The organism is Pseudomonas gorinensis (assembly GCF_042015035.1).
Classification (GTDB): domain Bacteria; phylum Pseudomonadota; class Gammaproteobacteria; order Pseudomonadales; family Pseudomonadaceae; genus Aquipseudomonas; species Aquipseudomonas gorinensis.
The window spans coordinates 6,583,316-6,595,425 of sequence record NZ_CP167125.1; the positions used below are offsets into that span (position 1 = coordinate 6,583,316).

The window sequence follows — 12,110 nt, forward strand, 5'->3', positions numbered from 1 at the left end:
ACTAGCTGCCGGGCTTCAAGCGGATCACACTCAGCCTTGGCGCTGTTTGTGACGCGGTTCCGCGCTGCAAATTACTCGAACAACACCTTCGCGGCGAATAATCTTGCAGTTACGGCACAGCTTTTTCACCGATGCACGAACTTTCATCACCAACTCCTCGAACCTTATGGGTACTCAGCGCAACATGCCGCTGCCGTAACCCTTCAGGTTGGCTTTCTTCATCAGGGATTCGTACTGGTGCGAAACGAGGTGCGATTGTACTTGGGACATGAAGTCCATCACAACCACGACCACGATCAGCAACGAGGTCCCGCCAAGGTAGAACGGAACGTTTGCTGCAACCACCAGGAACTGGGGCAACAAGCAGACGGCCGTCATATATAGAGCACCGAACAGGGTCAAACGAGTCAGAACGCCATCAATGTAGCGTGCAGACTGCTCACCTGGACGGATGCCCGGAATAAAGGCACCGGACTTCTTCAGGTTTTCCGCTACGTCTTTCGGATTGAACATCAACGCCGTATAGAAGAAGCAGAAGAAAATAATCCCTGCACTAAACAGCAGAATATTCAACGGCTGACCAGGAGCGATCGACTGAGAGAGGTCCTGCAGCCAGCCCATATTTTCAGACTGACCAAACCAGGTACCCAACGAAGCCGGAAACAGCAAGATGCTGCTCGCGAAGATTGCCGGAATAACACCGGCCATATTCACTTTCAGCGGCAAGTGGCTGGTCTGCGCAGCAAAAACCTTGCGGCCCTGCTGACGCTTGGCGTAGTGAACAGCAATACGACGCTGGCCACGCTCAATGAACACCACAAAACCGATAATCGCTACTGCCAGCAAACCGATGGCAACCAAGGCGAAAATGTTGATATCACCCTGACGTGCAGACTCGAAAGACTGCCCGATTGCTCTCGGAAGACCGGCGACGATACCTGCGAAAATCAACATCGAGATACCGTTGCCAACACCACGCTCAGTAATCTGCTCACCCAGCCACATCATGAACATCGCACCAGCCACAAACGTGGATACCGCGACGAAATGGAAGCCAAAGTCACCAGTGAACGCAACACCCTGCCCCGCCAGGCCAACGGACATGCCGATAGCTTGAACCAGGGCGAGGATGACAGTGCCGTAGCGGGTGTACTGGCTAATCTTGCGACGGCCAGCTTCACCTTCCTTCTTCAACTGCTCCAGCTGCGGGCTGACGGCTGTCATCAGTTGCATGATGATCGATGCCGAGATGTACGGCATGATCCCCAGTGCAAAAATGCTCATCCGTTCCAGCGCGCCGCCAGAAAACATGTTGAACAAGCTAAGAATGGTCCCCTCATTCTGTCGAAACAGGTCTGCGAGTCGGTCCGGATTGATACCTGGAACCGGGATGTGTGCGCCTATTCGGTAGACGATAATCGCCAGGAACAGAAAACGCAGACGAGCCCAAAGTTCAGACATACCGCCTTTGCCGAGCGCTGAGAGAGCACCTTGCTTAGCCATTTATTCCTCGAACTTGCCGCCAGCTGCTTCGATAGCCGAACGCGCACCTTTGGTGGCGCCGATTCCCTTGCCGATAGTGACAGCGCGAGTCACTTCACCGGACAGCATGATTTTCACACGCTGTACGTTGACGTTGATCACGTTGGCATCTTTCAGGGTCTGCACAGTAACGATGTCGCCTTCCACTTTAGCCAGCTCGGACAGACGCACTTCTGCGCGGTCCATGGCCTTCAGGGAAACGAAACCGAACTTAGGCAGGCGACGATGCAGCGGCTGTTGACCGCCTTCAAAGCCTGGAGCAATGGTGCCACCGGAGCGGGAGGTTTGACCTTTGTGGCCACGGCCACCAGTCTTACCCAAACCGCTACCGATACCACGGCCCGGACGATGCTTTTCGCGACGGGAACCCGGCGCTGGACTCAGATCATTGAGTTTCATCGATTAACCCTCGACACGCAGCATGTAGTAAGCCTTGTTGATCATCCCGCGATTCTCGGGAGTATCCTGGACTTCTACAGTGTGACCGATGCGACGCAGACCCAAACCCTTAACGCACAATTTGTGGTTAGGGATGCGGCCGGTCATGCTTTTGATCAGCGTTACTTTAACGGTAGCCATGATCAGAAGATCTCCTTGACGCTTTTGCCACGCTTGGCGGCAATGGATTCAGGAGATTGCATAGCTTTCAAACCTTTGAAAGTGGCGTGAACCACGTTTACCGGGTTAGTCGAGCCGTAGCACTTGGCCAGAACGTTCTGAACGCCAGCAACTTCGAGGACAGCACGCATAGCGCCGCCAGCGATGATACCGGTACCTTCAGAAGCAGGCTGCATGTACACCTTCGAAGCGCCATGAGCAGACTTCATTGCGTACTGCAGAGTGGTGCCGTTCAGGTCAACTTGAATCATGTTGCGACGAGCAGCTTCCATTGCCTTCTGGATCGCAGCAGGCACTTCACGTGACTTGCCACGGCCGAAGCCAACACGCCCTTTACCATCACCAACCACGGTCAACGCGGTGAAAGTGAAGATACGGCCGCCTTTAACGGTTTTGGCTACGCGGTTAACTTGAACCAGCTTCTCAATGTAGCCTTCGTCGCGCTTTTGGTCGTTATTTGACATAACTTAGAACTCCAGCCCAGCTTCACGAGCAGCATCAGCCAGCGCTTTAACGCGGCCGTGGTACTTGAAGCCAGAGCGGTCGAAAGCCACTTGCGAGACGCCAGCGGCCTTAGCACGCGTAGCGACCAGCTGGCCAACCTTTGTGGCCGCGTCGATGTTGCCAGTGGCACCATCACGCAGTTCTTTATCCAAAGTCGAGGCGCTGGCCAGGACTTTGTTGCCGTCGGCCGAGATGACCTGGGCGTAGATGTGCTGCGACGAGCGGAACACGCAGAGACGCACGACTTCTAGTTCGTGCATTTTCAGGCGTGCTTTGCGAGCGCGACGCAGTCGAGTAACTTTTTTGTCGGTCATTTGCTATGCCCTACTTCTTCTTGGCTTCTTTACGACGGACGACTTCGTCCGCGTAGCGCACACCTTTGCCTTTGTACGGCTCTGGTGGACGGAAGTCGCGGATCTCAGCGGCCACCTGACCTACCAGCTGCTTATCGATGCCCTTGATCAGGATATCGGTCTGGCTAGGAGTCTCAGCGGTGATGCCTTCCGGCAGTTCGTAATCCACTGGGTGCGAGAAGCCAAGGGCCAGGTTCAAAACCGAGCCTTTTGCTTGCGCTTTGTAACCAACACCGACCAGCTGGAGCTTACGCTCGAAGCCTTGGCTTACGCCTTGGACCATGTTGTTTACCAACGCACGCGTGGTACCGGCCATTGCGCGAGTTTGTTGATCGCCATTGCGAGCAGCGAAACGCAGCTCACCAGCTTCTTCAACGATCTCAACGGACGAATGGATGTTCAGTTCAAGAGTACCCTTGGCACCCTTCACCGAAAGCTGTTGGCCTGCGAATTTGACTTCGACACCGGCTGGCAGCTTAACGGGGTTCTTAGCGACGCGAGACATGCTTATCCCCCCTTAGAACACAGTGCAAAGAACTTCGCCGCCGACACCGGCAGCGCGCGCAGCACGATCCGTCATCACACCTTTGTTGGTGGAGACGATAGACACGCCAAGACCGCCACGAACTTTTGGCAGATCCTCAACGGACTTGTACTGACGCAGGCCTGGACGGCTAACGCGCTTCACTTCCTCGATGACCGGACGGCCTTCGAAGTACTTCAGCTCGATGGACAGCAGTGGCTTGATTTCGCTGCTGATCTGATAACCCGCAATGTAGCCTTCGTCTTTCAGGACTTTGGCAACAGCTACCTTCAACGTGGAAGATGGCATGCTTACGACGGACTTTTCAGCCATCTGGGCATTACGGATACGAGTTAGCATGTCCGCTAACGGGTCCTGCATACTCATGGGCTAGACGCTCCTAATACAAAAAATTAGCCTTACGGCTACATATGTCGCTGAGTATCTCCGAGCATAGAAAACACGGGCTCAGGCGAGCCGGGTATTCTAGACACACTCCGGAAATGAAACAAGCCCCAAAAGGGGCTTGTTCCAGATTCAAGGTACCGGCGGTCAGTATCTTGCGATCCCGACCACCCGGACTTTGAAAGTACTTACCAACTGGCTTTAACCAGACCTGGTACGTCGCCACGCATTGCCGCTTCACGCAGTTTGTTACGGCCGAGGCCGAACTTGCGGTAAACGCCGTGTGGACGACCAGTCAGGCGGCAGCGGTTACGCATGCGCGAGGCGCTTGCGTCACGTGGCTGCTTCTGCAGAGCAACTGTAGCTTCCCAACGCGCTTCTGGACTTGCGTTCAGATCAACGATGATTGCTTTCAGTGCTGCACGCTTCTTGGCGTACTTGGCAACCGTGAGCTGACGTTTCAGCTCGCGGTTTTTCATGCTCATCTTGGCCATGGTCCTACTCCAATCAGTTGCGGAACGGGAATTTGAAAGCACGCAACAGGGCGCGACCTTCATCATCGTTCTTGGCAGTGGTGGTCAGGGTGATGTCCAGACCGCGGAGAGCATCGATCTTGTCGTAGTCGATTTCCGGGAAAATGATCTGCTCTTTCACGCCCATGCTGTAGTTACCACGACCATCAAAGGACTTGGCATTCAGGCCGCGGAAGTCGCGAACCCGAGGCAGGGAGATCGACAGCAGACGATCCAGGAATTCGTACATACGCTCACGGCGCAGAGTCACTTTGACGCCGATCGGCCAACCTTCACGGACTTTAAAGCCAGCGATGGATTTCCGAGCGTAAGTCACAACGACTTTTTGACCGGTGATCTTTTCCAGGTCAGCAACAGCGTGCTCGATGACTTTTTTGTCGCCGATCGCTTCGCCCAGACCCATGTTCAGGGTGATTTTGGTAACGCGCGGAACTTCCATCACGTTCCCGAGCTTAAGTTCTTCCTTAAGCTTGGGGGCGATTTCCTTCCGGTAAATCTCTTGTAGTCGTGCCATGGTCTTATCTACCTAGCAGTGTTCAAGCATCAACCGCTTTTTGGGTCGACTTGAAGACACGAATTTTCTTACCGTCTTCTACTTTGAAACCAACACGATCAGCCTTGTTGGTTTCGCCGTTGAAGATGGCGACGTTAGAAGCGTGCAATGGCGCTTCTTTCTCGACGATACCGCCCTGTACGCCCGACATCGGGTTAGGCTTGGTATGACGCTTGACCAGGTTCAGACCACCAACGACCAGACGGTCGTCAGCGAGAACCTTCAGCACCTTACCGCGCTTACCTTTGTCTTTGCCGGCGATCACGATGATCTCGTCGTCACGACGAATCTTTTGCATGTCGGATCTCCTTACAGCACTTCTGGGGCGAGCGAGACGATCTTCATGAACTTCTCAGTACGAAGTTCACGGGTCACTGGCCCAAAGATACGGGTGCCGATCGGCTCTTGCTTGTTGTTCAGAAGAACAGCAGCGTTGCCATCAAAGCGGATAATGGAGCCATCTGCACGACGTACGCCGTGACGAGTGCGGACTACAACAGCAGTCATCACTTGGCCTTTTTTCACTTTACCGCGAGGAATTGCTTCCTTGACGGTAACTTTGATGATGTCACCGATACCAGCGTAACGACGATGGGAGCCACCCAGCACCTTGATGCACATAACACGGCGAGCGCCGCTGTTATCGGCCACATCGAGCATGGATTGAGTCTGAATCATATAATTTCTCCGACCCCTAGTCCTTAGACTTCCACAGCGCGTTCGAGAACATCAACCAGTGCCCAAGACTTAGTCTTGGCCAGCGGACGAGTTTCACGAATAGTGACTTTGTCGCCGATGTGGCACTGATTGGTTTCGTCGTGCGCGTGCAGCTTAGTCGAACGCTTAACATATTTACCGTAGATCGGGTGCTTAACGCGACGCTCGATCAGAACGGTGATGGTTTTGTCCATCTTGTCGCTGACAACACGGCCAGTCAGCGTACGGACAGTCTTTTCGGCTTCAGCCATGATCACTTACCTGCCTGCTGGTTGAGCACAGTCTTCACGCGAGCAATGTCACGCTTAACTTGCGAGAGCAGATGAGACTGCCCCAACTGGCCAGTTGCTTTCTGCATACGCAGATTGAACTGGTCGCGCAGCAGGCCGAGCAGTTGCTCGTTCAGCTGCTGTGCGGATTTTTCACGAAGTTCATTCGCTTTCATCACATCACCGTCCGTTTAACAAAGGCGGTGGCGAGCGGCAGCTTTGCAGCAGCCAGGGCAAAAGCCTCACGCGCCAGCTCTTCAGTTACACCCTCGATTTCATACAGGACTTTGCCTGGCTGAATCTGGGCTACCCAGTATTCCACGTTACCCTTACCTTTACCCATCCGAACTTCGAGGGGCTTTTTGGAAATCGGCTTGTCCGGGAATACACGGATCCAGATCTTGCCGCCACGTTTTACGTGACGGGTCAGAGCACGACGCGCTGACTCGATCTGACGAGCGGTGAGACGACCACGAGCTACAGACTTCAGCGCGAATTCGCCGAAGCTGACTTTGCTACCGCGCTGAGCCAGACCACGGTTGTGGCCTGTCATCTGCTTGCGGAACTTCGTACGCTTTGGTTGCAACATTTGGCGTACCCCTTACTTAGCAGCTTTTTTACGAGGCGCTGGTGCTTGTGGTTTCAGTTCTTCTTGGCGACCACCAATTACTTCGCCTTTGAAGATCCAAACCTTTACACCGATCACACCGTAAGTGGTGTGAGCTTCGTAGTTGGCATAGTCGATGTCGGCACGCAGGGTGTGCAACGGCACACGACCTTCGCGATACCATTCAGTACGTGCGATTTCAGCACCGCCGAGACGACCGCTCACTTGGATTTTGATGCCTTTGGCACCAATGCGCATGGCGTTCTGTACAGCGCGCTTCATAGCGCGACGGAACATTACGCGACGCTCCAGCTGCTGAGCTACGCTCTGCGCAACCAGCATACCGTCGAGCTCCGGCTTGCGGATCTCTTCGATATTGATGTGCACAGGCACACCCATTTGCTTGGTCAGGTCCTGACGCAGTTTCTCAACATCTTCACCTTTCTTCCCGATAACGATACCTGGACGAGCGGTGTGGATGGTGATACGTGCAGTTTGCGCCGGACGATGGATATCGATACGGCTTACGGACGCGCTTTTTAGTTTGTCTTGGAGATACTCACGCACCTTCAGATCAGCGAACAAATAGTCCGCATAAGTCCGACCGTCTGCGTACCAGACGGAGGTGTGCTCCTTGACGATTCCCAGGCGAATGCCAATGGGATGTACTTTCTGACCCATCTCTTCGACTCCGTTACTTGTCAGCAACCTTGACAGTGATATGGCAAGACCGCTTGACGATGCGATCAGCACGGCCTTTGGCACGCGGCATGATACGCTTCAGCGAACGCCCTTCGTTGACGAAAACGGTGCTGACCTTCAGGTCATCAACGTCTGCGCCTTCGTTATGCTCGGCGTTGGCTACGGCCGACTCCAGCACTTTCTTCATGATCTCGGCGGCTTTCTTACTGCTGAAAGCCAACAGGTTGAGCGCTTCGCCCACCTTCTTCCCGCGGATCTGGTCGGCGACCAAGCGGGCTTTCTGGGCGGAGATTCGAGCGCCCGACAACTTAGCGGCTACTTCCATTTCCTTACCCCTTAACGCTTGGCTTTCTTGTCTGCCACGTGCCCACGATAAGTGCGGGTACCGGCAAACTCGCCTAGTTTGTGGCCGACCATGTCTTCGTTAACGAGAACTGGGACGTGCAGACGACCGTTGTGTACTGCGATGGTCAAGCCGACCATTTGTGGCAGGATCATCGAACGACGCGACCAGGTCTTAACTGGTTTGCGATCGTTCTTTTCCGCCGCCACTTCGATCTTCTTCAGTAGGTGAAGATCAATAAAAGGACCTTTTTTCAGAGAACGTGGCACTGTCGTATCCCTCTATTTACTTGCGACGACGGACGATCATTTTGTCGGTACGCTTATTACCACGAGTCTTCGCGCCCTTAGTCGGGAAGCCCCATGGCGATACCGGATGACGACCACCAGAGGTACGACCTTCACCACCACCGTGTGGGTGGTCAACCGGGTTCATGGCAACACCACGAACGGTTGGGCGAACGCCACGCCAGCGTTTGGCACCAGCTTTACCCAGCGAACGCAGGCTGTGCTCGGAGTTCGAGACTTCACCCAGGGTCGCGCGGCATTCAGCCAGCACTTTACGCATCTCACCAGAACGCAGACGCAGGGTCACGTAGACACCTTCACGAGCGATCAGCTGAGCCGAAGCACCAGCGGAACGAGCGATTTGCGCGCCTTTACCTGGCTTCAATTCGATGCCGTGTACGGTGCTACCAACCGGAATGTTGCGCAGTTGCAGAGCGTTGCCCGGCTTGATCGGTGCCAAGGCACCTGCGATCAGCTGGTCGCCAGCGCTCACGCCTTTAGGGGCGATGATGTAGCGACGCTCGCCATCTGCGTACAGCAGCAGAGCGATGTGAGCAGTACGGTTTGGATCGTATTCGATACGCTCGACAGTGGCAGCGATGCCATCTTTGTCGTTGCGACGGAAGTCGACCAGACGATAATGCTGCTTATGGCCACCACCGATGTGACGAGTGGTAATACGACCATTGTTGTTACGACCACCAGTCTTCGATTTCTTCTCGAGCAGCGGTGCGTGAGGAGCGCCTTTATGCAGCTCCTGGTTGACCACCTTGACCACAAAACGGCGGCCAGGGGAAGTCGGTTTGCATTTAACGATTGCCATGATGCACCCCTTCCTTACTCAGCACTGCTGCTGAAATCGAGATCTTGGCCTGGTTGAAGGGAGATAACTGCCTTCTTCCAGTCATTACGCTTGCCCAGACCGCGAGCAGTGCGCTTGCTCTTACCCAGAACATTCAGGGTAGTAACACGCTCTACTTTCACGCTGAACAGGCTTTCGACGGCCTTCTTGATTTCCAGCTTGGTTGCGTCAGTCGCAACCTTGAAAACGAACTGGCCTTTCTTGTCAGCCAGAACCGTAGCCTTTTCGGAAACGTGCGGGCCAAGCAGAACTTTAAATACGCGTTCCTGGTTCATCCCAGCAGCTCCTCGAATTTCTTCACGGCCGACACGGTGATCAACACCTTGTCGTATGCGATCAGACTAACTGGATCGGAACCTTGCACGTCACGTACATCAACGTGTGGCAGGTTGCGAGCAGCCAGGTACAGGTTCTGATCAACAGCTTCAGACACGATCAAGACGTCAGTCAGGCCCATGCCGTTCAGCTTGTTCAGCAGATCTTTGGTTTTCGGCGCTTCAACAGCGAAGTCCTGAACCACGACCAGACGATCAGTACGCACGAGTTCAGCAAGGATGGAGCGCAGTGCTGCGCGATACATCTTCTTGTTGAGCTTCTGAGTGTGATCCTGCGGACGAGCTGCGAAAGTGGTACCGCCGCCACGCCAGATTGGGCTACGGATAGTACCGGCACGAGCACGGCCAGTACCTTTCTGACGCCAAGGGCGCTTACCGCCACCACGAACGTCGGAACGGGTCTTTTGCTGCTTGCTACCTTGACGGCCGCCGGCCATGTAGGCCACGACTGCTTGGTGAACCAGCGTCTCGTTGAATTCGCCGCCAAATGTCAGTTCGGAAACTTCGATCGCTTGAGCGTCATTTACATTTAATTGCATGTCAGCTTCCCCTTAACCGCGAGCCTTGGCCGCTGGACGTACAACCAGGTTGCCGCCAGTAGCGCCAGGAACAGCACCCTTGACCAACAACAGATTGCGTTCAGCGTCGACGCGCACTACTTCGAGGGACTGCACGGTCACGCGCTCAGCGCCCATATGACCGGACATTTTTTTGCCCTTGAATACACGACCAGGAGTCTGGCACTGGCCAATAGAGCCCGGGACGCGGTGGGAAACGGAGTTACCGTGAGTGTTGTCTTGGCCACGGAAATTCCAACGCTTGATCGTACCCTGGAAGCCTTTACCTTTGGACTGACCGGTTACATCAACCAGTTGACCAGCGGCGAAGATTTCAGCGTTGATCAGATCGCCTGCCTGGTAGTCGCCTTCTTCAAGACGGAACTCCATAACAGTACGACCAGCTGCAACGTTTGCTTTAGCGAAGTGACCTGCTTGAGCAGCAGTCACGCGCGAAGCACGACGCTCGCCGACAGTGACTTGCACTGCACGATAGCCATCGGTTTCTTCAGTTTTGAACTGGGTGACGCGATTCGGCTCGATCTCAATGACCGTGACCGGAATGGAGACACCTTCTTCGGTGAAAATACGGGTCATACCGCATTTACGACCGACTACACCAATAGTCATGTTGTAAACCTCATGAGTGTACGGGGCTTTCACCCGCTATGGCCGCCCATTTCAGAGCGTTACACGACTAAGACCCAAGTCTTAGCCGAGGCTGATCTGTACTTCCACACCGGCCGCCAGATCAAGCTTCATAAGTGCATCAACGGTTTTATCCGTTGGCTGGACGATGTCCAGTACGCGCTTATGAGTACGGATCTCGTACTGGTCACGCGCGTCTTTGTTGACGTGCGGGGAGACCAGAACGGTGAACCGCTCTTTACGGGTAGGCAGTGGAATTGGACCACGCACTTGTGCACCAGTACGTTTCGCGGTTTCCACGATTTCCTGGGTGGATTGGTCGATCAGGCGATGGTCAAAAGCCTTCAACCTGATACGGATTTGCTGATTTTGCATTGGATTTCAGACTCCGGCTGCTATTCCCACCGGGCGCAATACGCCCGTTAAAAGGAGGCGCAATTCTATAGACGCCCCCAGTAGGTGTCAACCCAATAAAAAAGCCCCCGCTGAGCGGGGGCTTTCTCAAAGCATCGGAGCTAACTCAAAAAGAGCTTACTCGATGATTTTAGCTACAACGCCAGCACCAACGGTACGGCCGCCTTCACGAATAGCGAAGCGCAGACCGTCTTCCATTGCGATGGTTTTGATCAGGGTGACAACCATTTTGATGTTGTCGCCTGGCATTACCATTTCAACGCCTTCCGGCAGTTCGCAGTTACCAGTCACGTCAGTAGTACGGAAGTAGAACTGTGGACGGTAGCCTTTGAAGAACGGAGTGTGACGACCGCCTTCTTCTTTGCTCAGCACGTACACTTCAGCTTCGAACTTGGTGTGCGGCTTAACCGAACCTGGCTTAACCAGAACCTGGCCACGCTCAACGTCGTCACGCTTGGTACCACGCAGCAGAACGCCGCAGTTCTCGCCTGCACGACCTTCGTCGAGCAGTTTACGGAACATTTCAACACCGGTGCAGGTGGTGACGGTAGTGTCACGCAGACCAACGATTTCCAGTGGATCTTGAACCTTAACGATACCGCGCTCGATACGACCGGTAACAACAGTACCACGACCAGAGATCGAGAATACGTCTTCGATCGGCATCAGGAATGGCTTGTCGATAACGCGAACTGGATCTGGGATGTAGCTGTCCAGAGTCTCAACCAGTTTCTTAACGGACGTGGTGCCCATTTCGTTGTCGTCTTTGCCTTCCAGAGCCATACGAGCAGAACCGATGATGATCGGAGTGTCGTCGCCTGGGAAGTCGTAAGTGCTCAGCAGATCGCGCACTTCCATCTCAACCAGTTCCAGCAGCTCAGCGTCGTCTACCAGGTCAGCCTTGTTCAGGTAAACCACGATGTACGGAACGCCAACCTGACGGGACAGCAGGATGTGCTCACGGGTTTGTGGCATCGGACCATCAGCGGCCGAGCAAACCAGGATAGCGCCGTCCATCTGGGCAGCACCGGTGATCATGTTCTTCACATAGTCAGCGTGACCTGGGCAGTCAACGTGAGCGTAGTGACGGATCGAAGAGTTGTACTCAACGTGCGCGGTGTTGATGGTGATACCACGAGCTTTTTCTTCTGGTGCGCTGTCGATTTTATCGAAATCAACGATTGCGGAACCGAATACTTCGGAGCAAACGCGAGTCAGAGCAGCAGTCAGAGTGGTTTTACCGTGGTCAACGTGACCGATGGTGCCAACGTTGACGTGCGGTAGGGAACGATCAAATTTTTCTTTAGCCACGACAATTAACTCCTTGCCTAAAGGACT

General features: G+C 54.3%; 24 protein-coding genes. All 24 read right to left on the reverse strand.

All coding sequences use genetic code 11. The features are described from left to right. Nucleotides 1-30: 30 nt before the first annotated feature. The gene (rpmJ, locus tag AB7933_RS30120; RefSeq protein WP_002555468.1) at nt 31-147 is read right to left on the reverse strand and encodes a 50S ribosomal protein L36; all 117 of its coding nucleotides are present in this window, start codon (nt 145-147) and stop codon (nt 31-33) included. Between the two features lie 27 nt (nt 148-174). Beyond that, entirely contained in the window at nt 175-1,503 is a 1,329-nt protein-coding gene (secY, locus tag AB7933_RS30125; RefSeq protein ID WP_003176406.1) for a preprotein translocase subunit SecY, read from the reverse strand. Then, complete coding sequence (rplO, locus tag AB7933_RS30130; protein ID WP_003176407.1) at nt 1,504-1,941, reverse strand: 50S ribosomal protein L15; 438 nt, start codon at nt 1,939-1,941, stop codon at nt 1,504-1,506. A gap of 3 nt (nt 1,942-1,944) precedes the next feature. Further along, nucleotides 1,945-2,121: a 50S ribosomal protein L30 gene (rpmD, locus tag AB7933_RS30135; RefSeq protein ID WP_003176408.1), complete on the reverse strand. Its 177-nt coding sequence runs from the start codon at nt 2,119-2,121 to the stop codon at nt 1,945-1,947. A gap of 2 nt (nt 2,122-2,123) precedes the next feature. After that, complete coding sequence (rpsE, locus tag AB7933_RS30140) at nt 2,124-2,624, reverse strand: 30S ribosomal protein S5 (protein WP_003186035.1); 501 nt, start codon at nt 2,622-2,624, stop codon at nt 2,124-2,126. A 3-nt stretch (nt 2,625-2,627) separates the two neighbouring features. Then, entirely contained in the window at nt 2,628-2,978 is a 351-nt protein-coding gene (gene rplR, locus AB7933_RS30145) for a 50S ribosomal protein L18 (protein WP_003186037.1), read from the reverse strand. A 10-nt stretch (nt 2,979-2,988) separates the two neighbouring features. Next, a complete protein-coding gene (gene rplF / locus AB7933_RS30150) occupies nt 2,989-3,522 on the reverse strand; it encodes a 50S ribosomal protein L6 (RefSeq protein WP_024077677.1) in 534 nt (177 codons plus the stop codon). 12 nt (nt 3,523-3,534) lie between these two features. After that, nucleotides 3,535-3,927, reverse strand: coding sequence for a 30S ribosomal protein S8 (rpsH, locus tag AB7933_RS30155; protein WP_017848802.1), 393 nt, complete (start codon nt 3,925-3,927; stop codon nt 3,535-3,537). A 206-nt stretch (nt 3,928-4,133) separates the two neighbouring features. Then, a complete protein-coding gene (rpsN, locus tag AB7933_RS30160) occupies nt 4,134-4,439 on the reverse strand; it encodes a 30S ribosomal protein S14 (protein ID WP_003176414.1) in 306 nt (101 codons plus the stop codon). 13 nt (nt 4,440-4,452) lie between these two features. Next, nucleotides 4,453-4,992: a 50S ribosomal protein L5 gene (rplE, locus tag AB7933_RS30165; RefSeq protein ID WP_003194642.1), complete on the reverse strand. Its 540-nt coding sequence runs from the start codon at nt 4,990-4,992 to the stop codon at nt 4,453-4,455. A gap of 22 nt (nt 4,993-5,014) precedes the next feature. Continuing rightward, nucleotides 5,015-5,329, reverse strand: coding sequence for a 50S ribosomal protein L24 (gene rplX / locus AB7933_RS30170; protein WP_007896770.1), 315 nt, complete (start codon nt 5,327-5,329; stop codon nt 5,015-5,017). 11 nt (nt 5,330-5,340) lie between these two features. Beyond that, nucleotides 5,341-5,709, reverse strand: coding sequence for a 50S ribosomal protein L14 (gene rplN / locus AB7933_RS30175; RefSeq protein ID WP_002555479.1), 369 nt, complete (start codon nt 5,707-5,709; stop codon nt 5,341-5,343). Nucleotides 5,710-5,732: 23 nt separating this feature from the next. Beyond that, nucleotides 5,733-5,999, reverse strand: coding sequence for a 30S ribosomal protein S17 (gene rpsQ, locus AB7933_RS30180; protein ID WP_003176419.1), 267 nt, complete (start codon nt 5,997-5,999; stop codon nt 5,733-5,735). Between the two features lie 2 nt (nt 6,000-6,001). Then, nucleotides 6,002-6,193: a 50S ribosomal protein L29 gene (gene rpmC, locus AB7933_RS30185; protein ID WP_002555481.1), complete on the reverse strand. Its 192-nt coding sequence runs from the start codon at nt 6,191-6,193 to the stop codon at nt 6,002-6,004. Next, nucleotides 6,193-6,606 (reverse strand): 50S ribosomal protein L16, encoded by a 414-nt coding sequence (gene rplP / locus AB7933_RS30190; protein WP_003232424.1) that lies wholly within the window; start codon nt 6,604-6,606, stop codon nt 6,193-6,195. Before rplP ends, rpmC begins: the two co-directional genes overlap by 1 nt. Before the next feature lie 12 nt (nt 6,607-6,618). Beyond that, nucleotides 6,619-7,305, reverse strand: a complete 687-nt coding sequence (gene rpsC, locus AB7933_RS30195) for a 30S ribosomal protein S3 (RefSeq protein WP_003176422.1) — start codon at nt 7,303-7,305, stop codon at nt 6,619-6,621. A 13-nt stretch (nt 7,306-7,318) separates the two neighbouring features. Continuing rightward, nucleotides 7,319-7,651 (reverse strand): 50S ribosomal protein L22, encoded by a 333-nt coding sequence (gene rplV / locus AB7933_RS30200; RefSeq protein ID WP_003103908.1) that lies wholly within the window; start codon nt 7,649-7,651, stop codon nt 7,319-7,321. Between the two features lie 11 nt (nt 7,652-7,662). Beyond that, nucleotides 7,663-7,938 (reverse strand): 30S ribosomal protein S19, encoded by a 276-nt coding sequence (gene rpsS, locus AB7933_RS30205; protein ID WP_003232420.1) that lies wholly within the window; start codon nt 7,936-7,938, stop codon nt 7,663-7,665. Nucleotides 7,939-7,954: 16 nt separating this feature from the next. Then, the gene (rplB, locus tag AB7933_RS30210; RefSeq protein WP_003210080.1) at nt 7,955-8,779 is read right to left on the reverse strand and encodes a 50S ribosomal protein L2; all 825 of its coding nucleotides are present in this window, start codon (nt 8,777-8,779) and stop codon (nt 7,955-7,957) included. Between the two features lie 14 nt (nt 8,780-8,793). Continuing rightward, nucleotides 8,794-9,093 (reverse strand): 50S ribosomal protein L23, encoded by a 300-nt coding sequence (gene rplW, locus AB7933_RS30215; RefSeq protein ID WP_002555488.1) that lies wholly within the window; start codon nt 9,091-9,093, stop codon nt 8,794-8,796. Beyond that, nucleotides 9,090-9,692 (reverse strand): 50S ribosomal protein L4, encoded by a 603-nt coding sequence (gene rplD / locus AB7933_RS30220; RefSeq protein ID WP_003210082.1) that lies wholly within the window; start codon nt 9,690-9,692, stop codon nt 9,090-9,092. The genes rplW and rplD overlap by 4 nt, the downstream gene beginning before the upstream one ends. A gap of 12 nt (nt 9,693-9,704) precedes the next feature. Then, complete coding sequence (gene rplC, locus AB7933_RS30225) at nt 9,705-10,340, reverse strand: 50S ribosomal protein L3 (RefSeq protein WP_007253310.1); 636 nt, start codon at nt 10,338-10,340, stop codon at nt 9,705-9,707. A gap of 81 nt (nt 10,341-10,421) precedes the next feature. After that, the gene (gene rpsJ, locus AB7933_RS30230; protein ID WP_003186070.1) at nt 10,422-10,733 is read right to left on the reverse strand and encodes a 30S ribosomal protein S10; all 312 of its coding nucleotides are present in this window, start codon (nt 10,731-10,733) and stop codon (nt 10,422-10,424) included. 156 nt (nt 10,734-10,889) lie between these two features. Beyond that, a complete protein-coding gene (gene tuf / locus AB7933_RS30235) occupies nt 10,890-12,083 on the reverse strand; it encodes an elongation factor Tu (protein WP_010566854.1) in 1,194 nt (397 codons plus the stop codon). Between the last annotated feature and the right edge of the window lie 27 nt (nt 12,084-12,110).

Bases quoted from the DNA above. Each gene is read 5' to 3' on its own strand.
- rpmJ (WP_002555468.1), bottom strand. From the start codon at position 147: ATGAAAGTTCGTGCATCGGTGAAAAAGCTGTGCCGTAACTGCAAGATT.
- secY (WP_003176406.1), bottom strand. From the start codon at position 1,503: ATGGCTAAGCAAGGTGCTCTCTCAGCGCTCGGCAAAGGCGGTATGTCT.
- rplO (WP_003176407.1), bottom strand. From the start codon at position 1,941: ATGAAACTCAATGATCTGAGTCCAGCGCCGGGTTCCCGTCGCGAAAAG.
- rpmD (WP_003176408.1), bottom strand. From the start codon at position 2,121: ATGGCTACCGTTAAAGTAACGCTGATCAAAAGCATGACCGGCCGCATC.
- rpsE (WP_003186035.1), bottom strand. From the start codon at position 2,624: ATGTCAAATAACGACCAAAAGCGCGACGAAGGCTACATTGAGAAGCTG.
- rplR (WP_003186037.1), bottom strand. From the start codon at position 2,978: ATGACCGACAAAAAAGTTACTCGACTGCGTCGCGCTCGCAAAGCACGC.
- rplF (WP_024077677.1), bottom strand. From the start codon at position 3,522: ATGTCTCGCGTCGCTAAGAACCCCGTTAAGCTGCCAGCCGGTGTCGAA.
- rpsH (WP_017848802.1), bottom strand. From the start codon at position 3,927: ATGAGTATGCAGGACCCGTTAGCGGACATGCTAACTCGTATCCGTAAT.
- rpsN (WP_003176414.1), bottom strand. From the start codon at position 4,439: ATGGCCAAGATGAGCATGAAAAACCGCGAGCTGAAACGTCAGCTCACG.
- rplE (WP_003194642.1), bottom strand. From the start codon at position 4,992: ATGGCACGACTACAAGAGATTTACCGGAAGGAAATCGCCCCCAAGCTT.
- rplX (WP_007896770.1), bottom strand. From the start codon at position 5,329: ATGCAAAAGATTCGTCGTGACGACGAGATCATCGTGATCGCCGGCAAA.
- rplN (WP_002555479.1), bottom strand. From the start codon at position 5,709: ATGATTCAGACTCAATCCATGCTCGATGTGGCCGATAACAGCGGCGCT.
- rpsQ (WP_003176419.1), bottom strand. From the start codon at position 5,999: ATGGCTGAAGCCGAAAAGACTGTCCGTACGCTGACTGGCCGTGTTGTC.
- rpmC (WP_002555481.1), bottom strand. From the start codon at position 6,193: ATGAAAGCGAATGAACTTCGTGAAAAATCCGCACAGCAGCTGAACGAG.
- rplP (WP_003232424.1), bottom strand. From the start codon at position 6,606: ATGTTGCAACCAAAGCGTACGAAGTTCCGCAAGCAGATGACAGGCCAC.
- rpsC (WP_003176422.1), bottom strand. From the start codon at position 7,305: ATGGGTCAGAAAGTACATCCCATTGGCATTCGCCTGGGAATCGTCAAG.
- rplV (WP_003103908.1), bottom strand. From the start codon at position 7,651: ATGGAAGTAGCCGCTAAGTTGTCGGGCGCTCGAATCTCCGCCCAGAAA.
- rplB (WP_003210080.1), bottom strand. From the start codon at position 8,779: ATGGCAATCGTTAAATGCAAACCGACTTCCCCTGGCCGCCGTTTTGTG.
- rplW (WP_002555488.1), bottom strand. From the start codon at position 9,093: ATGAACCAGGAACGCGTATTTAAAGTTCTGCTTGGCCCGCACGTTTCC.
- rplD (WP_003210082.1), bottom strand. From the start codon at position 9,692: ATGCAATTAAATGTAAATGACGCTCAAGCGATCGAAGTTTCCGAACTG.
- rplC (WP_007253310.1), bottom strand. From the start codon at position 10,340: ATGACTATTGGTGTAGTCGGTCGTAAATGCGGTATGACCCGTATTTTC.
- rpsJ (WP_003186070.1), bottom strand. From the start codon at position 10,733: ATGCAAAATCAGCAAATCCGTATCAGGTTGAAGGCTTTTGACCATCGC.